Genomic DNA, 19,251 nt, shown 5'->3' on the forward strand with positions numbered 1-19,251 from the left:
GAGACTCAGGCGTCGCTGTCGATGGCCGAGCCGCCGGAGCGCCTGCTCTCCTTCTCGGCGACGAGCAGATACGCCATCATGATGCGTTTGAGCTCGGCGACGGCGTCCTCGTGGCTCTGGCCGTCCTGCACGGAGAAGTTGAGCATCGAGTAGACGATGTGCACCAACACCTGAGCCATGAGGTTGCGGCGATGCCGAGGCGTGCGCGGAGTGAGAGGTCCGAGCATGCGCGAGACCTGCTCGGCGAACTCCCGCTCGTGGATCACCCCGGTTGCGCGCGTCGACGGTGTCGATTGCATGGCGAGCCACACTTCACGGCGCGACGGATCGGTCATCCACATTCCGGCCATGTGGTCGACGAAGTTGTTGAGGAACCGCACCCAGTCCAGGGACGGGACTTCGCCGTCGAACTCGGCGAGTTCCTGTTGCACTCCCACCAGGTCCTGGCGGTTGAGTTCGCAGACGATGACGTACTTGTTGGCGAAGAACTGATACAGCGTGCCGATCGGAAGTTCGGCGCGCGACGCGACTTCCTCGCAGGTGAACGACTCGAAACCCACGTCACTGAGCAGCTCGCGTGAGGCCTGCAGCAGCGCGTCGAACTTGCGCTGGCTGCGTTCCTGGGTGGGACGCCGTCGCGGCATGAGCTCCTGCGTCTGTGCCGTCGACTCGAGCGCGGCGTCGAGACGGCGCGAGGACTGGGCACGAGCAGAGGATTCCACCCGGTCAGGCTATCGGGCGCGGGTGCTCGTTATCCACAACGGTCCGGTACGTCACTCCCGCAGGCTGCGCTTATGGGTCGAACACGCGGGTTCCAGCCGAAGGTTTCGAAGAAACCTGGGGTCGACGACAATTGCTGGTTCCTCATACTGTGACAAACTCCAAGACCGATCTGGACCAATTTAACCGTCAACGGGTATGGTTTAGGTAACAGAATCAAATTCCGTGCAGGGTGATCGTCATTCGGAACCGCTGAATGACGTTCATGGTCGGGAGCCTCCACCCTGAGCACAGGGAGACTGCCATGGCAACTATTGGTATAGCGATCGAATCCGGCTCGATGCAGACAGTGCTGTTCGAGCCGACCGCAGGCGAGGTACTCGCCGATCGGACGACCCCGCTCGACCCCGACGCCGCCTCGGTTCTCACCACGGCGATCGAGACGATGCGCGTCGAGGCGGCGACGCTCGACGCACACGTGGACGCAGTGGGCGTGGTGTATCGAACCGAGGACGAGCGCGCCGAGTTCGCAGCCGCCCTGGGCGACGAACCCGCGGTGCTGTCGTCCGCGTCCGAGGCATTCCTCGGCTGGCTCGCGACGTCGAAGGAATTCGCCGACGCGAACACCGTCCTTCTGTACTACATGGGCGACACGGGCGTCTCCATCTCTCTCGCCGACGCAGCCCACGCCTCCATCACCCCGGCCAAGACCGCTGCGCTGGAATTGATGTCGCCCGAGCGCATCGGCAGCACCATCCCACTGGCGTGGGAAGTGGTGGATCAGTCCGGAAAGAAGCCAGAGTTCGTGGCCCTCTTCGGCGATTCTTCGAGCAATCGAGACCTGGTGGACATCCTGTCTCTCGGGCTCGGCGTTCCCGTCGTGCGCGTGGGTGACGCGGATCAGGTCGCAGCCCGAGGAGCTGCGCTGCTGGCATACCAGGACGAGCCGGCTGTGGTTGCCACTGCGCAGGCGGCGACCGATGACTCGGAGCCGGTCGCGGCCGCCGACACCGAGGTCGTGGCAGCCGACGAGTCCGACCAGTCCGACGCCGACATTGCCGACTCCGAGCCCGAGGAGACCGTCGAGGTAGCGAAGGATACGGATCTCGACACGGTGGTAGTGCCGCTTCCGGTGCCTGCAGCGCCCTCGGTTGTCGGCACGAAGCCGGCCCGGTCGGGAGGCTCCGGGCGCAAGCTGGTGTTCGCCGCAGTGCTGCTGGCCGGAGTGCTCTCCGCAGGTGTCGCGGTCGCTGCGACGTTGCCGGGTGATTCCGAGTCGACTGCCGAGCAGAGCGTCGATCGGCGCGATTCCGGTGCGGATCTGGTGGGGGCAACCCGGCAGGCGGATCCGACGACGTCCGACCCGGTTGCGGCCGTGGTTCCGCCTGCGCCGGCGATTGCGCCGCCGCCCGAGACGATTCCCCCGGCGGTGGACCCATCGACGGTTGTCGAGCCTGCACCGACCACTCGGCCTTGGGTGACGCAGGATCCGCCGCGTCAGGCTGTGGCGGCCCCGCAGCCGGCACCGTCACCGACCACGGTGGCCCCTCCGCAGTTCACCGTTCCTGTTCCCGTTCCGGAGCCGGGCAAGTCGCCCGAACAGCTCGAGCAGGAAGCGTGGGATCGGCACTGGCAGCAGACCGGTGAGTGGATTCATCAGGAGTTCTCCGGCGGCTGACGGTGAATCGTTCTCGAGTCGAGTGATGACAGACTGGCTACGGCCCGTCTGTCATTTTCTCGTTTGGAGGATTCATGCCCGCCGATCCGCGACCCGTCGACGTTCGATCTGCAATCGCATCGCAGATGCCCCGAGCGAAATCGGAGTTGGCAGAGTTGGTCCGGTTCACCTCTGTGCACGATCCCCGGCAGTTTCCGGTCGAGGAGTGCACCGGTGCGGCGCAGTGGGTGCAACGGGCCTTCGTCGACGCAGGGATTCCCGACGTCCAACTGATCGAGACGGTCGACGGTTCACTGGCGGTGGTCGGTTCGCGGCCGGCTCGCGCGGGAGCGCCGACCGTTCTGCTGTACTCGCACTACGACGTTCAACCTCCCGGTGACCGAACACTCTGGGACAGTGAACCTTTCGAGCTGACCGAACGGGACGGCCGTTGGTACGGACGGGGTTCGGCGGACTGCAAGGGCAACGTGATCATGCATCTGCTGGCGCTACGGGCGCTGGGGGAGTCGCTCGACGTCGGCGTGCGCATCGTCTGCGAGGGTTCGGAAGAGATGGGCACCGGCGGGTTGGAAGCGCTTGTCGAGCAGCGCCCCGAACTGTTCTTCGCAGACATGGTGGTCATTGCAGACACCGGCAACGCGAAGGTCGGCTTGCCGACGGTCACCACCACGCTCCGCGGTATCGCGAACGTGGTGGTGCATGTGGAAACCCTTGCCGGAGAAGTGCACTCGGGCATGTACGGTGGGCCCGCGCCGGATGCTCTCGCCGCGTTGGTGCAGGTGCTCTCCACGTTGCGCAACGAGCAGGGCGACACCGTGGTCGACGGCCTGGACGGAACGCAGGCCTGGGACGGGGTCGAGTACGACGCCGAGCAGTTCCGTGCCGATGCCGGCGTGCTCGATGGCGTCGGGCTGGCGGGTTCGGGCTCGGTGGCCGAGGCGGTGTGGGCGCGGCCTGCTCTGACGATTCTGGGGATCGACTGCCCACCGGTCGTGGGTTCGGCTGCTGCGATCTCGCCTCGTGCGTCGGCACGGCTGAATTTACGGGTGCCGCCGGGGATGGATCCGCAGCGGGCTCAGGATGCTTTGGTGGCTCATCTGGAGGCGCGTACGCCATGGAATGCGCGGGTCACCGTCGAGCGTGAGGCGATCGGGTCGCCGTTTCGGGCCAGGACCGATGGGCCGGGTTACGCGGCGCTGTCCGAGGCACTGGAGGAAGCGTTCGGGCATCCCATGGGGACGGCGGGGCAGGGCGGGTCGATACCGCTGTGCAACGCGCTCGCTCAGGCGTTGCCGGAGGCCGAGATCGTGCTGATGGGCGTCGAGGAACCTCGGTGCCGGATCCACGCTCCCAACGAGAGCGTGGATCCGACGGAAATCGAGAAGATGGCCGTCGCCGAGGCGTTTTTCCTGCAGCGATTGGCCAAGTCAGACGGTTAGGCCTCAGACAGCCAGATCGCGGCGGAGCTTGGCGACGTGGCCGGTGGCGCGGACGTTGTACTGCGCCACCTCGATCTTGCCTTCCTCGTCGACGAGGAACGTGGAGCGGATGACGCCCTCGTAGACCTTGCCGTAGTTCTTCTTCTCCCCGAATGCGCCCCACGCCTGCAACGTCGTCTTCTCCTCGTCGGCGAGCAGGGGGAACGTCAGCTCTTCCTTGTCGCGGAACTTGGCGAGCTTTGCGGGCTTGTCGGGGGAGATGCCGATGACTTCGAGGCCTTCGCCGTTGAGTTCGGCGAGACTGTCGCGAAAGTCGCAGGCCTGCTTGGTGCAGCCCGGGGTGCTCGCGGCGGGGTAGAAGTACACGATCACCTTCTTGCCTGCGTAGTCGGCGAGAGAGACGTCGTTGCCGTCGGCATCGGGCAGGGTGAACGCCGGAGCGGTGTCGCCCGGCTCGAGCTTGCTGTATTCGGTCACCGCACGAGAGTATCGAAATATCGTCGTGCTCTAGGCTCGACTGCGACCGAGACTATTTGCAACAAGTTGGAGGACACGTGGCCAAGGACACCGACCGAATCGAGCGCGAGATCGAGGCCGCTCGCAATCAGCTCGCCAGCACCCTGGACGAGCTGAGCGTCCGTGCCAGCCCCAAGAACATCGTCGCCAACACCAAGCAGTCCGTGGTGGCCAAGCTCAACGAGCCGGCAGTGAAGTTCACCCTCCTCGGAGTGGGCGCAGTGGTGGCAGTTCTCGTGGTTCGCCGGATCTTCAACTGACGCATGCAGGTGCTCCGACCAGCCGATTTCACATCTGGCGGCATCTGCTGTTAATGTTTCTCCCGCACCGCAGAGAACACGCGGTGCGGATCGGCGCCATTAGCTCAGTTGGTTAGAGCAGCTGACTCTTAATCAGCGGGTCCGGGGTTCGAATCCCTGATGGCGCACACCGAAACACCCCGTCACCAGCGTAAAGCTGGAGGCGGGGTGTTTTGCTTTTGCGGGGTTTTGCCCCAACTCATCACTTACTCATCACTTTGAGGGCAAAGTGATGAGTTGCTCGCTCCGTTCCTGCTAGGAGCTCCGCGCGCCCCATGGAGGTCGTCTTCGCGCCTGCGGTCCGTTTATGGTCTCGAAAGTTCAAGGACAGATCGGTTCCAGGTGGCGGCGAGCGCGATCGGTCCCGCCTGCCGAGATCTGGCCAGAATTGCCGATGATTGGGCCAGGCCCAACTGTCCACGCGACCGGCTCAGCCGGACATTGATGCCTAAGCCTTGGGCGCAAACTTGTTCAGCGCGTCGCTCATGTCTGGAGCCAAGGTCACTCGCTGGATATAGTGCGCCTCGGTGACCCTCGTGTTGGCGTGTCCCAGCTGAATCTGAGCTGCTTCGACCCCGTAAGTCTCTTTTACCAGAGTGGCTACGGTCTTTCTGAGGGTGTGAGGAGTAACCCAGTCGAAGTCGTCGCCGCGTGCAGCGCGCCACGATCTCCGAACGTTCGCCGGCGACACCCAATTGCCGGTGCCCGTCACGAACAGCGCGTTCTCCGGGTTCTGAAACGTTGGCATAGCGTGCCTACGTCGGAGTGCTGTGACTGCGAACGGCGGAAGCACCACGGTAAGCGGAGGTGCATCACCCTTTCGGAAGTTCTGACGGAAGAGGCGTTCGCCGGCCGCTCGCGGAACAACAAGAGTTGCGCTGAATGTGACGGTCGGGATCGGCGAGTCCAGATCGACTTGGTCCCACTTCAAAGCCAAGAGCTCACCGATGCGAGCACCTGTGGCGATCAGGAGCATAAGAATGTCCTCGAGATCGGCACCGGGTCGTTGTCCGAGCTTCGGCCGTACGACCCCATATTCGTCGACGGTCTGGTGGCGAGAGTAGTTCTGCACGCGTTCGCGTAATTCGTCGAGCTCGTCGGGAGTCAGCGCGCGGACAGCGGACTTCTTTGGGGTCGGTCTCGGCGTATCGCGAACTGGATTGTGGCTGAGGAAGTCGAACCGTACGGCGATACCGAGCATGCCGGACATCACGATCCGCGACATCCGAGCGCCACTCATGGTCCTCTCTCCGATCGAATTGATCAAAGAGTCAACCTTCCCAGCCGTCATCTCACGGATGAAGATCTCGCCTACAGCTGCCGCGCAGTAGGCGTTCCATGCTTGCCTGTAGCCCGTTATTGTCTGCGGCGAAACAGTTTTCGCCTTCTGAGCTATCCAGTAGGTGAACAGCTCCGACATCGTGGACGTCTTGCTCAGTTCAGCACGCTGAGAAGGATGGGGTGGTTCGCGGTTGACAACTTTTTCCTGAAGCCTCCGCCGCGCTTCGGCTGCGGTTTTTCCACGAGCTTCGACCAGTCGTCGCTTACCGTCCTGATCTCTGATGCGAACGCGCGCCACGCTGACGCCACCCGACGTCGTGGTCGAGATTCGACCCCACTCGCCAAGTCTGAAGGGGTCCCTAGTCATCTAGTTCGTCTCCGACCGCCATTCCTAGTTCGGTCATCTTGTGAAAGAGGTCCTCCGACCGCCTGCGCGCATCCTCGTAGGCCATTTGCATGGTTTCGATGTGCTCTGCTGATTCGCTCTTCGACAAACCGTTGCGTAGTTGAACTCGCGGAAGCGGGCAACGCCGCCGAACTCGACCAGCGTTGCCACGCCGTGCGCGCCCACTTCGCCTCCAGCCTCGATCCCAGCCAGCCCCACGCCCTCGCGTCCAGTGGGTGAGGTTGGGGGCCGTCGATCCTTTACGGTGCACCGGGGTCCCGAGCCGTCCGCTGGGAGATCGCTAGGCTGGGATGGTGTCTTTCTTCTTCGGGTACGGCAGCAAGCAGAGGCACCTCGGGCACCCAACAAAGCGAACCCGAGAGCCTGTTTCAACATCGACCCATCATGACCGATCAACATCTCGACCTGACAACAAATCTCGCCTGCAATAGGCAAACACTTGCCGGCAAGCGACAATCGCTGAACTAGGTGATGCGCTGACCGGTTGAGACCAAGATCGTTTCTGGCACAACCTCGGCCACCACATTGCGTCGAAACTCGACCAGCTGAAATTCCGTGCCAGACACGTAGGCTAAACCCGGCGCGCCAAAACCACCCGAAACGATGAGTTCTGGCAAGGTTAGCCCCCGTGGGCCACAAATACGGGTACGCCAGGGTCTCCACCGTCGAACAGAATCTCGACCTACAGAGCGACGCTCTCGTGCTAGGCCGACACGTTCATGGAGTCAGGGTTGTCAATAAAATCGGAATAGAAGCTACTTTGAGGAAGTTCCGGACGATGTACTCCCATTGATGGAACATCGCTGATGTATTCCGATATCGTGGAGGTAACCTTTTTGCGCAAGTAGTTGCTGGTATTCTCTGGCGTGTCGTCGATTTTAATTGACGTCGAGTGCGGGTTGCCGATTCCCCAGTTTGGGCTAAACCGTAGCAGGTCGTGGTGTGCAGATACAACAACCACCAATGGTAATGGGTAGTTCGGGTCTGCCAGCGACTGGACGGCGTTCCTCACCTCAGGTTTGGCTAGATGTAAGTCACGTAATACCAAAACTAACGGCCTAACAGCAGCGGCTGCTCTGATATATCCGCACCAAGAGGTAAGGGCATCGTTCAAATCGGTTGTAGAGATGTTCGCTTTTCCCAAATGATCAACGGTTCCTCTGTTATTCAGAAGCATCTCCGGTTCAATATTGCAATGCTGGGCAATAGTTCTCACCAACAGTTCCAGGCCGTCATCATCTGGCAAAACCCTGCTTTGTATGATTCGAGGGGTGGTTACAGATCCAATGAAGGTCTCCACGAACTTTTCGGTCTCGCCCAGTAGTGTAACGATGTGGGGCTTGCTCCATTTCACGGCTCGATCCATCAGGGTCTGTATCAGACTTAATTCCTCGAGATACTCTGCTTCGATGTGCGCGTTGATACTGTTGACTTCGTAACTATCGGCGGTGGGGTCTGCAGCAAAGTTATAGGATTGGCCGAGAATTTCACGTATTCCGGCAGAAACAAAGACGGAGTTGTCTGTCGCTTCAGATAAGATTTTTTGACCCTCGTCAATCAAGGTGCCGTGCAAAACTGGAAAAACAGAACGATAATCAGATTTGACAAGAACGCTTCCATGAGCAAGGGAGATCTTCAAGTCAACGTCGTTGGCAAACCAGTCACGCACTGTGAGTGCGGCGGACACTGCCTTTTCGACCTGGCGGTCGCAGTCGGGAAACATCACCACGGAAACTGAGCCAACACATGCAGCCAACGTGCCACCGAAGTCTTCGAAGCAAGTCTGTATCACTTCGCTCACCGTTGCTAGTGTTGAGTCCTTCTTGGCAGGGTCGGCATTGATTGGACCCGTGGGTAGACGGACTTGAACAGTTGCGATAGTCAGACGTGCACGCCGGGACGAAGGATGTTTCGAAGGCGGAACCGGAGCGTTCAAAGCGTCGTGTTCGAGCGTGTGGTGAAGTGCGCTGACGGATGTCAAGTTGTTGGCGGCCAGTGTAGGCTCGTGGTTAAGAATTGACTGCTGAAGCTCTTGCAAAGCCGGTCCCGGTTCCAATCCCAGGTTGTCGACGAGGGAGACCCGGAGCCTCCCATAAGCGGCTAACGCGTCCGCATGTCGCCCGCTCCTGTATAGCGCGAGCATCAACTGACTGCACAATCTCTCTCGCAGTGGTTCAGCTTCTACGAGCGAAGACAGCTCGATCAACACTGTTTGGTGGCGACCACAAGCAAGTTCAGCATCGAAATAGTCTTCGAGTGCACTTAGTTTGAGATTTTCGACACTTGATAACTCGGGCCATGAAATTCCGCTTTCTACCAGATCGGACAGAGCGTTTCCACGCCACAATCTAAGCGCGGCTCTGAGTTCGCCAGCGGCCACTTCGGGTGTCGAGTCTGCGGCACGAGCCCGTTCTATTCGGTCCTGAAACTGAGTGAGATCCAATAGTTCGGGGTCCACTCTCAGCACGTATCCTGGTTCTTGTGTGGTTAGTTGAATATCGTCTCCTTCCTTCATTGTCGCTAGTGATCGTCTTAGACTCCAGACAGCGTTTTGTAGCATCTTTCGGGCCGAAGCAGGGGGGTCTTCGGTCGGCCATAGCGCTGCCACCAGCTGGCTGGTAGGGACCACTTGATTGGCATTCAGCAGAAGGAATCCCAGCGTCGCTCGCTGCTTGATTCCGCCTAGTGCTATCGGCCGACCGTTGCATATTACTTCCAATGGTCCGAGTAGTCGAAATTCCACTTTGACTTCCCTCAGTTTTGATTATGACTGTAAGTCGGTAGTGCTTCTGGCTACGAAAGAAAATTGAAAGCGCGTCCCCGTGTGAATAAGGTCAGAAGTTTTAGATCAGTTTGATGGCTCGGGGCTCTTTCTTGCGCTACTGGAGTCCATGGCAGCCTTCAATTCAGGATTGGGGCTACTGCCCGATCGGCGGGAGAGTGCAAGTAGCGCTAGAGAGATTGCCGCGGTAGCGGCTGCGCTTATCCAACCGACTATGCTCAGACCTGACGTGAACGCATATTTCGACGCCTGGAGTAACGCTTCGTTGTCTCCCAATACTGCCAAGGCGTTTGCGAGAGAGGCGGAGGATTCGGCTGGTATACCGCTGGGGAGCTGCGATCTGTAGACAGCCATTCCGACGCTGCCAAGCACAGCGATTCCGAGCGCCAGGCCCAACTCCATTGCAGTCTCGGACATGGCGGCAGCGGAGCCTGCGCGTCGTGGGGGAGCAGCGCTGACCACGAGATTTGTGCCTAGAGCCATGAGCGGTCCGATGCCGGTGTAAACGACGACGAGGCTGATGACGACGAGCGTGAGATCTCCCGGGCCATCTACGAATCCAAGCAGCGCATAACCGGCGGCCGATACGATAAGGGCGCCGGCGACGAGCTGTCCGGCCTCAAATCTTTGGACCAAGCGCTGGGCAATCATCGAGGATGCGATCATTGCAACCGCAGAGGGAAGAAGCCATAGTCCTGACCTCAGCGGAGAGTTGTTCTCGACCATTTGTAAATACTGGGTGACGAACATGTAGGTCACCCCCACCGCTGCAAGCCCGATAAGTAAGGCAAGCAGAGTTCCTAAGAAGGCTGGTCGACTGAAAAGTCTGACATCGAGCAGTGGGTTCGCGAGTGTTAGCTGCCGATGTATAAAAACTGCGCCACATATCAGGCCGCCGATGATAGAGGCCGAACTGACGGTTCCGAATCCCTCAGCGGCAATCAATTTAAAACCGAAAACGATCGGGAGAATGGCCGCTAGGGATAGCAACACGCTGAGGAAGTCTATCTCGCCAGGCTGCGGATCTCGCGAGTCGGGCAATAAGAACGGCGAGGACACCAGTAGCAGTAGCATCACAGGAACCGCAAGTAGAAAGACCGAACCCCACCAGAAGTATTGCAGTAGAAGACCGCCAATTAATGGTCCTAATGCAACCCCTGCGGAGAAGCAGGAAGCCCAGATGGCGATCGCAAATCCTCGTTGCGTGGGATCGTGGAACATGTTGCTAATGAGCGACAGTGTAGAAGGCATCAAAGTAGCTCCAGCGATGCCTAGAAGGGCTCGGGCTGCAATGAGTACAGCTGGTTCGCTGGCGTAGGCAGCCAAGACTGATGCCGCGCCGAATGCGACTGCGCCGGTCATTAGGAGTTTTCGTCGTCCAACTCGGTCACCGACGCTACCCATCGTTATGAGAAAGCCGGCAATCATGAAGCCGTAGATGTCAACAATCCAGAGAGTCTCGGCACCCGAGGGGCGCAAGTCCGCGCCCAATTGCGGTAATGCGAGGTACAGGACGGTCGCGTCGATCGCCAGTACCAGCGTTGGCAACGCTAGTACTGCAAGTCCGAGCCATTCTTTGATCCCTGCTCGGTCAGCTGTGTCGGCCATTCCTACTCCTCTGGTCGGTGGCTGGTTTCTAGATCGACCGATCGGCGGTGGGTTTCCGAAGCACCTCGTAAAGGGCCGTGAAGCCATCACCTGCGTAACCGCGTTCAATGGCTTCGGCCGCACGACGCTTAAGGAGCTCAGGTAGTGCGCTATCCACACCCTGCGCCTGGCTCGCATCAACCAGGTGGTCGATCGCTGCGATTTGCATGCCCAAGGTCGAGTCATCGTCGGTGTACTGTCCTTCGTCGACTTGGCGTGCAATGTTTGCTACCTCTGGTGAGATCACATGCTCAAACCACATCTCTGCGTAGGGCAGGAACGCGGATGCGGTTACATTCTCTGTTCCGATCAGGGCAACCGAGTGCATGAAGCCGGTCCAGGTGGTCCACATCATCCCCAGCAAGGACACGTCGTACAACGACGGCAAGCCAGCGTCTTCGCTCAGGTAGGTGCTCGCACCTGCGATCGAAGAAAGGGTGGCACCGTGAGTGTCGTAGATCGACTTCGGTCCGCCGTAGAAAATGAGTGTGTGTTCTGAGCCGATCATGGACGGTGTTGCCATGATTGCGCCATCGAGGTAGTCGCTGCCTCGTTCCCGGGCCCAGCGGGCAGTCTCTCTCGCCTCGTCCGGTGTGCCGGACGTCAAGTTGACGATCGCACGACCGGGTGATGCTGGTCCCGTCGAACTGAGGATCTCGTGCATGGCGCGGTAGTCGAGCACGCAGATGATGACCAGATCGCTGGCCGCGACGGCCTCGGAAACCGTGGTGGCAAGAACGGCACCTTGTGCGACGAGCTGATCGGCTCGTTGGGGCGAACGGTTCCAAACTGTCGTCGAATGTCCCTTGTCCAAAAATGACTGTGCGATCGCTGAACCCATCGATCCCAAGCCGATAACCGTCACAGGTGCGCGGTGTTCCTGACCCATTGTCTTAATCTCCATCCCGTTGTTTCGCCGGAGGGGTCGTTCTGTCGACCCACCGACATTTCTGCTACCACTGTTAGTCTCGTCGGTAGACCTCTTGGACTCCTCTCAAAACACTCTCGGCACCTTGGCTCAAGTCAGTGGTGCATGCGATTCGCACCTGGGTCGCCAAGAATAAGGTGAGATTTGTGCGATTCGGCGTGCTTGGACCTCTCGTAATTCAAACGCGCGACGATCAAGCTGTGGCGCTGCCGGGGAAGAAGGTCCGGATGTTGCTGGCGGTGATGCTCACGGGAGAAGGCCGTACGGTCTCGTCGGATCGGCTCATCGACACGCTGTGGGGGGAGTCTCCTCCTGGCAACCCGCTCGGTGCACTACACACCAAAATTTGGCAGTTGCGGAAGGTGCTGGACGAGGCCGAACCAACGGCGGGAAGCTTGATCCTGTCTAATTCTCACGGCTACTCCCTAGAGGTCGACGACGGCGATGTCGATTTTCGCAGGTTTGAGGAGCAACTAATCAAGGCTCAGTCGAGCAATAATGTTCGACTCCAGGTGCGGATTCTCGGGGACGCTCTCGCGGAGTGGCGGGGTCCGGCTTTGGCTGACTTCGCCCACACAGACTTTGCGGGTCCGATCATCACACGGCTCGAGGAGAGGCGCCTCACGGCCCTCGAAGACAAGGCAGACGCGATGCTTTCTTTGGGTGAGCATCAGCTCCTGGTGGGTGAGCTCGGCGACTTGCTGGCTCGGCATCCCTTTCGAGAGCGGCTGTGCGCCGCGTACATACGGGCTCTTTACGCGTCTGGAAGACAAAGCGAAGCACTCGCTGCCTTCGACGGATTACGTGGTCGGCTTGATGAGGAGCTAGGCCTTGAGCCGAGCGCGGAACTGATCTCGTTACGTCAGGCGGTCCTGTCACGCGACCCGGATCTCTCGCCACGTCACAGCCCAATTACTACAGCGGCGCGTCAAGTCACGAACTTGCCTGCATCCGTAGGCGCACTGATTGGTCGGGACTCGGCGACTGTGCAAGTAAAGGCCCTCATCGAGGCCAGCCGCTTGGTTACGCTGCATGGCGTCGGTGGAGTAGGTAAGACTCGACTGGCGCTCGAAGTCGGTTCCTCCATCGACGAGGACTATCCGGACGGTGTCTGGCTGGTTGAGTTATCTACATTGAGCAACCAGCCGAAGCTGGGCGGATACTCGATCGTTGCAAATTCGATTGCATCTGTACTGGGCGTACGCGATGGGGTGGCTGCGGGAGAAGGGAGGGTCACGCAGGTCGAGCGTTTGGCCGAGTCGTTACGCACCAAACATACCCTGCTGATTTTCGACAATTGTGAACACGTTGTTGAGCAGGTGGCCTATGTAAGTGACCTCTTGCTGAGGGCTGCGCCTGGTTTACGTATCCTGGCAACGAGTCGAGAACCGCTGGGCGTCCCTGGTGAACGACTATGGACGGTTCCCGCACTCACCATCCCAGCCAACACGCGATCTATCGAAGGTTCCAGCGCAGCCGAATTGTTCGTAGCCCGTACTTCGGAGGTCGCACCAGGATTCGTCCTTGACGAGCACACTCGGACTTCGGTTGCCGAAATCTGCCGACGTCTGGACGGACTCCCGTTCGCGCTTGAGTTAGCGGCCACCCGCGTCCGAACGCTGGGGGTGAATGAGGTGGCCGCACGCCTTGGGCACCGATTTTCATTGTTGACGATGGGGTCACGCGGTGCGCCCGTCCGCCAGCAAACCTTGCGTGCAGCGATCGATTGGTCGTGGGATCTTCTGACAAACCACGAACAGATTGTTCTGGAACGTCTAGCAGTCTTCAGCGGCGGGTGTCTGCTGACCGCCGCGGAAGATGTCTGTTCTGGAGGAGTGATTGAGCGACAGGATGTACCCGATCTCATTTCCCGTCTGGTCGACCGCTCCTTGGTTAGTGTTATAGATGTCGCGGGGGTGCGAAGATTCCGATTGTTGGAGTCTGTCCACGCATACGCTGAAGAGCGCCTCAGCGATTCCGGTGAAGAGCCAGACATACGCATAAAGCACGCTCGTTACTATGCGGACCTCGCCGAAGCTACAGCTCCGAAATTGCGAGGACCGAGCCAGCGTCGTTGGCTTGAGCAAACCAATACTGAGTCGGGAAACTTTAGTTCCGCGCTCGAGACGGCCGCAGCTTCGCGCGATGAAACAGAACTGGCGTTTCGCATTGTCAACGCGCTTGCTTGGCATTGGTTCTTGAGCGGTCGACTAGACGAAGCTAACCGAGGATTCGAAATGGCATTAGCGGTAGCCACCGGCCCCGATGGTTTCGAGGCAAGTTCGAGGGAATGCGAGGCTAGGGCGTGGCAGGTAGGTTTCGCGCTGCGTGCGGGTAAGACAATTCATCCGCTCGACCAATACGGTCAATTGCCAGACCGAATCTGCGATCCAATTCGGAGAGCAACGATCCGATGGTTCCTGGGATTCGTGCGAGTCGGCTATGGCGAACAGAGAAGCGCCGAAGAATGTGTAGAAGATGCTCTAGTTGAGTTCCGAGCCCAAGATTATTCCTGGGGAACGGCTGCAGCGCTCGCCGCCCTGGCCGCCTTCGGGGTCTTGCGCGGCGATCTTGACACGGTTCGTCGACGCGGCGAGGAGAGTCTTCGCCTTTTTGTCGATTTAGGTGATGGATGGGGCCAGTTGCAGGCTACCGACGCATTGGCTGCATTGGCTGAGGTGCACGGGGACTACCAAAGTTCGGCACAACTACACCGCCAGGGCTTGCGCATAGCTGAGACATTGGGGTTGTGGAACGAAGTTTCCAACAAGCTGTCGGGGCTGGGCCGGATCTCCCTGCTCCATGGGGACTACACACAAGCACGTGAGTTACACGAGCGTTCGATGAGATTGGCTGCAGAACAGGGATACACATTTGGCGAGCAGTTCGCCGAGATCGGACTTGGCATGGCGGAACGGCGACAGGGACGCCTCTCGGCTGCCGAGGTCCATCTGCTTCGGTGGTTGGAGTGGTGCCGGCAAGTAGAGGGAGGGCACGGGGTAGCCCTGATCCTGGCAGAGCTTGGCTTCATTGCGGAGATGCGGGGCGACATCGATAGTGCTCTAATCGCGCACAGGGAGGGCTATGACATTGCCCGTTCAACTGGAGATTCTCGCGCGGTGGCCTTGGCAGTCGAAGGTGTTGCGTGCACATACTCCAGGATTGGTGAGCATAAGCGTGCAGCACTGCTGCTTGGACACGCCGAGTCGGTTCGGGAGGCGTCCGGTGCACCTCTGTCGCAGGCCGAACGCAGCGATGTAGAACGGGCCTTAAAGCGGGGCACCACAGCAATGGGCACGATGTTCGACGAGATCGTCATACGAGGTCGTGGTCTCGAGGCCGCTGCGGTCACGTCGCTCGTCGTCGACTGAGCAATAGCAAGGAGAGTGCAGCCACGGAACCCGTGTTCATACGCTAGTGCCAACCAATCCATCAGCGCTGAGTCCGGGGTAACTGCTCGTTCATTGACCAATCACGGAGGTGAGAAGGACTTCTGGTGACCGGCGCGGGTCATGCTCTGGGGTACAAAGATTCTGCACGTCGATCTCATAGGCGTGATGACGACCCAAGATCAACATCAACCGGAGATTGATAATGAGCAACTATCCCGCTGACGCCGAGTACGCCGACTCCTACCTCGTCGAAGTGTTGTCAGAGTTCGGTCTCGCATTGAAATATGTTCGGGCAGAGGGCAATACGCTCTACTACCTTGCTGATGACGGAACGCACGTCGGGGTCTTCGACGCTGCGAGCGGTTTTGGGTCACTAATGTTCGGACACAACAACCCAGTGCTGGTCGAGCACGCGAAATGGCTTCTTGATCAACAAACTCCCATTCATGCCCAATTCTCCGGATACTCTTACGCAACCAACTTGGCTGAAAAGCTAAACGATATAGTTCGACGCGAATTGCGAACGGACGAAAAGTATTTTTGCTTGTTCGGGAACTCAGGCGCTGAGGCGGTCGAGATTACGATCAAACATGCCGAACTGGACCGCGGAATGCGGATAAAAGATCTCAAAACTGGAATCGATAACAACGTCGAGGTTGCACGCCGAGCTGTCATGAACGGTGCTGACATTACTGCAGCTGCCGAAAGGCTCGACGTTGACGCGAACCTGGAAAGTCTGGTTAGTGAGCTCCAGCGCCGAAACTTGGAGACAGAGCTGAGGCCACCGCTATTTCTCGCATTAGAGGGCGGCTTTCATGGAAAGCTCGTCAGCAGCGTCCAGCTCACTTTCAATGAAGAATTTCGTGGCCCGTTCAAAGCGCTAGCTGCACAAGCGAGGTTCGTCCCACGGAGCCAGCCTGAGGTTATCGACAAAATACTCGAGGAGGAACGAGCTTCGCTTCTGGATCTCGTCGTACAGGACGGTGAGTTGGCCGTTGTAGAGCGAGCGTTCCCGGTATTTGCGGCGTTCTTAATTGAACCGATTCTGGGCGAGGCTGGCATTTTTCCAATATCGGAAGAACTGGCGCGCGCAGTACGTCTGGCTTGCGACCGAACTGGAGTGCCACTCGTGTCGGATGAAATTCAATCCGGGATGGGCAGATCTGGCACGTTCTTGGCAGGTACTCATATCGACCTTCGGCCGGATTACATAATCCTCGCCAAAGCCTTGGGTGGTGGTATCGCAAAGCTCGGTGTCGTCCTGGTAAATGAGAACCGGTACCGCAAAGAATTCGAGTTGATGCATACCTCCACCTTTGGCCGAGATGGTTTTTCCAGCAGGATTGCGTTGAAGTTTCTTCAGATGTTGGAAGCAGACGGGGGCAAGGCCTACAAGATGGCTGCGGAACGCGGGCTAGAAGCAAAGTCGATGTTTCTGAAAATAAAAGATGATTACCCAGACGTCGTGAAGGACGTCCGCGGAGAAGGTCTAATTCTAGGATTCGAGCTACGCGATCAAAGTAGCTCAGAATCGGCAGAAATACGCGAATCTGTTCGCTTCGAGGCGCTACCATTTGTCATTGGCGGACACCTTCTACGTAAACATAAAATTCGAATCTTTTCGACGGCTTCCAATCTGGACACTTTACGTTTTGAGCCGTCGATATTTCTTAGTCAGGATGAGATTGCGCAGGTAGACGTTGGATTTCGCGATGTATGCGACATTTTACGCGCGCAGGATGCTAGTAGGTTCGCATGAGTGGGCCCAGACACTGTCCCGTGATCGATACCTCCGGAAGAGACATCCATTGTGAGGCTGAACGTCTACGCGCACTCGGACCCGCGGTACAAGTCGAGCTCCCTGGAGGTGTCATCGCATGGTGGGTTACCGACTACGCTTTGACAAAGAAGCTGCTCACCGATGATCGCGTCTCACGCGACACCTACCAGCATTGGCCAGCGTGGGGTAACGGGGACAGTGAATTAGCGCAGACCTGGTCGCTCGCGATGTGGGTGGCTGATCGAAACATGATTACCGCCTACGGTGCCGAGCACACGCGATTGCGTAAGTTAGTGAGTAAGGCTTTCACTGCTCGACGTACACGAGACATGCGCCCACGTGTGGAAGCAATCGTTGAGGACCTATTGGGTACCCTCGCGGCGGTACCCCACGGTGAAGTCGTCGACATTCGCGAGCGCTTTGCGTATCCACTGCCGGTACAAGTAATTTCCGAGCTACTGGGCATTCCAGACATTCTACGAGATCCATTGCTGCGAACAGTGCATAAAATTATGGACACATCGGCTTCCTCTGCGCAAGTTAAAGTCAATGAGTTAGAGCTATATGAGCATCTCCGTTATCTGATATCGATGAAACGGAAGGAACCGGGTGACGACGTGACAACCGCGTTGATACAAGCCCATGACGATGTGGATGGAGTCCTCAATGAGCGCGAGTTGGTAGATACTGTGCTGCTGATGTTCACGGCAGGTCACGAGACTACTGTAAATCTGCTCGATCAGACCATCACCCTGCTTTTGACGCACGCAACACACCGCAAAGCCGTAACGTCCGGAGCGCAGTCATGGGAAAATGTTATTGAAGAGTCACTCCGTTTGGAAGCGCCATTTCCGAATCTACCGCTTCGATACGCCGTGTCAGGTATTGAGGTCGGAGAAGGAACCTTCATCAATGAAGGTGACCCAATTGTAATTTCATTCGGAGCCGGTGGGCGCGACAGCAAGGTGCACGGGACGACGGCAACGCAGTTTGATCCGACTAGACCGAATCCACGTGATCATCTCGCGTTTGGCCACGGTGTGCATCATTGTCTCGGGGCACCTCTGGCGAGGATGGAGGCAACGGTCGGTCTATCAGCTCTATTCGAGAGGTTCCCGAAGATGCAGCTGGCGGTACCTGTGCCCGCACTGCAACCGTTGGGATCGTTTATTTCCAATGGCCATGCAACATTGCCTGTCCTCCTTACATAGAAAGAGTGGAAATCTCATGAGTGCTGTACTGAATTCCGTCCGCGAACTGGTGCCTGAACTGCGCAAAAACGGTTTCGAGGCCGACGAGTCCCGGTGGATACCTCAACGAAATATCGACATGTTGGATCAGGCTGGAGTTTTTTCTATGTCTGTCCCCAAACGTTTTGGTGGTCTTGATCTGCCGCTGTCCGAACAAATCGACGTACTGACGGAGATTGCACGCGGCTGTGGGTCTACATCCTGGGTTTCAGTTTCGTGGGTGTCAAGTGCTTGGATGACGACGTTGTACTCCGACGCAGCGCAGGAGGAGATTTTCGCCGGCGGGTCGGTGCGCGTGTCGGGGGGATTTACACCTACTGCAAGTGCAAAGCCCGTACCGGGCGGCTATCAACTAAATGGTTCTTGGCGATTCAACACAGGCTGCAGAGGGGCGCACTGGGATCTGGTGGCTGCCATAGTCGAGCGTTCTGATGGTACGGAAGATGAGGTGTTCGCTATGGTTCCCATGGACCAGCTCACCATCGCTGACGATTGGCATGTTTCTGCCGCATCTGGCACCGGGAGTTCGACCACAACCGCGACGGACGTGTTTGTGCCTTCACACCGCGTAGTTACCGCTGAGCAGGCGCTGTTGTACGGGGAACCGACTCGGACGCCAACAGCGCCAGGCCGCGGGTACAGTCTTATCAGCTACGTAGTGGCGGAGTCCGTCGCGGCCTATATTGGTATGGCTAAAGGCGCACTGGAAGTATTCCTCACCCGTCTGCCTGGCAAAAGCCTCGCCTACACCGTATGGACCGAGCAGCGAGAACACCCATTGACGCAACACAAGGTCGCATTGGCTGCAAACAAGATCTCTGCGGCGGAGACACTTTCAGCGTCATACGTCGAACTCCTTCAGTGCCGGGCCGACGAAGGGAAGCACCCAACGTGGGAAGAAAAGGCAGCTGTTCGCGGCCAAGCAGGAATGGCCATTCTTTTGGTAAAGGAGGCAATTGAGCTTCTTCAGACGATCGCCGGTGCATCTGCGCTAAGCAAGCTTTCGGCATTTCAACGCTACCACCGCGACCTGCTTGGTCTGAGTACTCACGGTCTGATGTCTCCGGACATGAGCCTGGAGGTCCACGGGCGTGTACTGGTAGGGCTCGACCCGCAATCTTCCTTTCTGTAGA

The 19,251-nt window shown here is 58.4% G+C and carries 13 protein-coding genes and 1 tRNA gene; 8 read left to right on the plus strand and 6 right to left on the minus strand.

The window, feature by feature from the left end:
- Positions 1 to 5: 5 nt before the first annotated feature.
- Positions 6 to 644, minus strand: coding sequence for a TetR/AcrR family transcriptional regulator (locus AYK61_RS00170; RefSeq protein ID WP_374700647.1), 639 nt, complete (start codon positions 642 to 644; stop codon positions 6 to 8).
- A 380-nt stretch (positions 645 to 1,024) separates the two neighbouring features.
- On the opposite strand from AYK61_RS00170, the gene AYK61_RS00175 reads away from it, so the two are divergent.
- Together AYK61_RS00175 and AYK61_RS00180 are read left to right on the plus strand one after the other, a co-directional pair.
- Positions 1,025 to 2,398: a hypothetical protein gene (locus tag AYK61_RS00175; RefSeq protein ID WP_147458282.1), complete on the plus strand. Its 1,374-nt coding sequence runs from the start codon at positions 1,025 to 1,027 to the stop codon at positions 2,396 to 2,398.
- Positions 2,399 to 2,472: 74 nt separating this feature from the next.
- Positions 2,473 to 3,837, plus strand: coding sequence for a dipeptidase (locus AYK61_RS00180; protein ID WP_121869370.1), 1,365 nt, complete (start codon positions 2,473 to 2,475; stop codon positions 3,835 to 3,837).
- A gap of 3 nt (positions 3,838 to 3,840) precedes the next feature.
- Here the strand turns inward: AYK61_RS00180 and bcp are convergent, their stop codons facing one another.
- A complete protein-coding gene (gene bcp / locus AYK61_RS00185; RefSeq protein ID WP_121869371.1) occupies positions 3,841 to 4,314 on the minus strand; it encodes a thioredoxin-dependent thiol peroxidase in 474 nt (157 codons plus the stop codon).
- 77 nt (positions 4,315 to 4,391) lie between these two features.
- Between bcp and AYK61_RS00190 the strand changes: the two genes are divergently transcribed.
- On the plus strand, positions 4,392 to 4,613 hold the full coding sequence (locus AYK61_RS00190; RefSeq protein ID WP_032375974.1) for a DUF3618 domain-containing protein: 222 nt from the start codon (positions 4,392 to 4,394) through the stop codon (positions 4,611 to 4,613).
- A 93-nt stretch (positions 4,614 to 4,706) separates the two neighbouring features.
- Positions 4,707 to 4,780: transfer RNA gene (locus AYK61_RS00195), tRNA-Lys, on the plus strand.
- A gap of 320 nt (positions 4,781 to 5,100) precedes the next feature.
- Here AYK61_RS00195 and AYK61_RS00200 read toward each other — a convergent pair.
- From AYK61_RS00200 to AYK61_RS00220, 4 genes are all read right to left on the minus strand, one after another.
- Positions 5,101 to 6,231, minus strand: a complete 1,131-nt coding sequence (locus AYK61_RS00200; protein WP_183130106.1) for a tyrosine-type recombinase/integrase — start codon at positions 6,229 to 6,231, stop codon at positions 5,101 to 5,103.
- Between the two features lie 811 nt (positions 6,232 to 7,042).
- Positions 7,043 to 9,082 (minus strand): AfsR/SARP family transcriptional regulator, encoded by a 2,040-nt coding sequence (locus tag AYK61_RS00210; RefSeq protein ID WP_121869373.1) that lies wholly within the window; start codon positions 9,080 to 9,082, stop codon positions 7,043 to 7,045.
- 105 nt (positions 9,083 to 9,187) lie between these two features.
- Complete coding sequence (locus AYK61_RS00215) at positions 9,188 to 10,729, minus strand: MFS transporter (protein ID WP_183130107.1); 1,542 nt, start codon at positions 10,727 to 10,729, stop codon at positions 9,188 to 9,190.
- Positions 10,730 to 10,757: 28 nt separating this feature from the next.
- A complete protein-coding gene (locus tag AYK61_RS00220; RefSeq protein ID WP_121872289.1) occupies positions 10,758 to 11,657 on the minus strand; it encodes an NAD(P)-dependent oxidoreductase in 900 nt (299 codons plus the stop codon).
- A 185-nt stretch (positions 11,658 to 11,842) separates the two neighbouring features.
- On the opposite strand from AYK61_RS00220, the gene AYK61_RS00225 reads away from it, so the two are divergent.
- From AYK61_RS00225 to AYK61_RS00240, 4 genes are all read left to right on the plus strand, one after another.
- Entirely contained in the window at positions 11,843 to 15,067 is a 3,225-nt protein-coding gene (locus tag AYK61_RS00225; RefSeq protein WP_121872290.1) for a BTAD domain-containing putative transcriptional regulator, read from the plus strand.
- A gap of 223 nt (positions 15,068 to 15,290) precedes the next feature.
- On the plus strand, positions 15,291 to 16,847 hold the full coding sequence (locus AYK61_RS00230; RefSeq protein WP_183130108.1) for an aspartate aminotransferase family protein: 1,557 nt from the start codon (positions 15,291 to 15,293) through the stop codon (positions 16,845 to 16,847).
- 20 nt (positions 16,848 to 16,867) lie between these two features.
- Positions 16,868 to 18,079, plus strand: coding sequence for a cytochrome P450 (locus AYK61_RS00235; protein ID WP_259467878.1), 1,212 nt, complete (start codon positions 16,868 to 16,870; stop codon positions 18,077 to 18,079).
- 16 nt (positions 18,080 to 18,095) lie between these two features.
- On the plus strand, positions 18,096 to 19,250 hold the full coding sequence (locus AYK61_RS00240) for an acyl-CoA dehydrogenase family protein (protein ID WP_121869375.1): 1,155 nt from the start codon (positions 18,096 to 18,098) through the stop codon (positions 19,248 to 19,250).
- The last annotated feature ends 1 nt before the right edge of the window (position 19,251 follow it).

It is taken from the genome of Rhodococcus sp. SBT000017 (assembly GCF_003688915.1).
Taxonomy (GTDB): domain Bacteria; phylum Actinomycetota; class Actinomycetes; order Mycobacteriales; family Mycobacteriaceae; genus Rhodococcoides.

What these genes read in the sequence shown, in the direction of transcription:
- AYK61_RS00180 (WP_121869370.1), top strand. Translation starts at nt 2,473, where the DNA reads ATGCCCGCCGATCCGCGACCCGTCGACGTTCGATCTGCAATCGCATCG.
- AYK61_RS00220 (WP_121872289.1), bottom strand. Translation starts at nt 11,657, where the DNA reads ATGGGTCAGGAACACCGCGCACCTGTGACGGTTATCGGCTTGGGATCG.
- AYK61_RS00215 (WP_183130107.1), bottom strand. Translation starts at nt 10,729, where the DNA reads ATGGCCGACACAGCTGACCGAGCAGGGATCAAAGAATGGCTCGGACTT.
- AYK61_RS00240 (WP_121869375.1), top strand. Translation starts at nt 18,096, where the DNA reads ATGAGTGCTGTACTGAATTCCGTCCGCGAACTGGTGCCTGAACTGCGC.
- AYK61_RS00175 (WP_147458282.1), top strand. Translation starts at nt 1,025, where the DNA reads ATGGCAACTATTGGTATAGCGATCGAATCCGGCTCGATGCAGACAGTG.
- AYK61_RS00230 (WP_183130108.1), top strand. Translation starts at nt 15,291, where the DNA reads ATGAGCAACTATCCCGCTGACGCCGAGTACGCCGACTCCTACCTCGTC.
- AYK61_RS00170 (WP_374700647.1), bottom strand. Translation starts at nt 644, where the DNA reads ATGCCGCGACGGCGTCCCACCCAGGAACGCAGCCAGCGCAAGTTCGAC.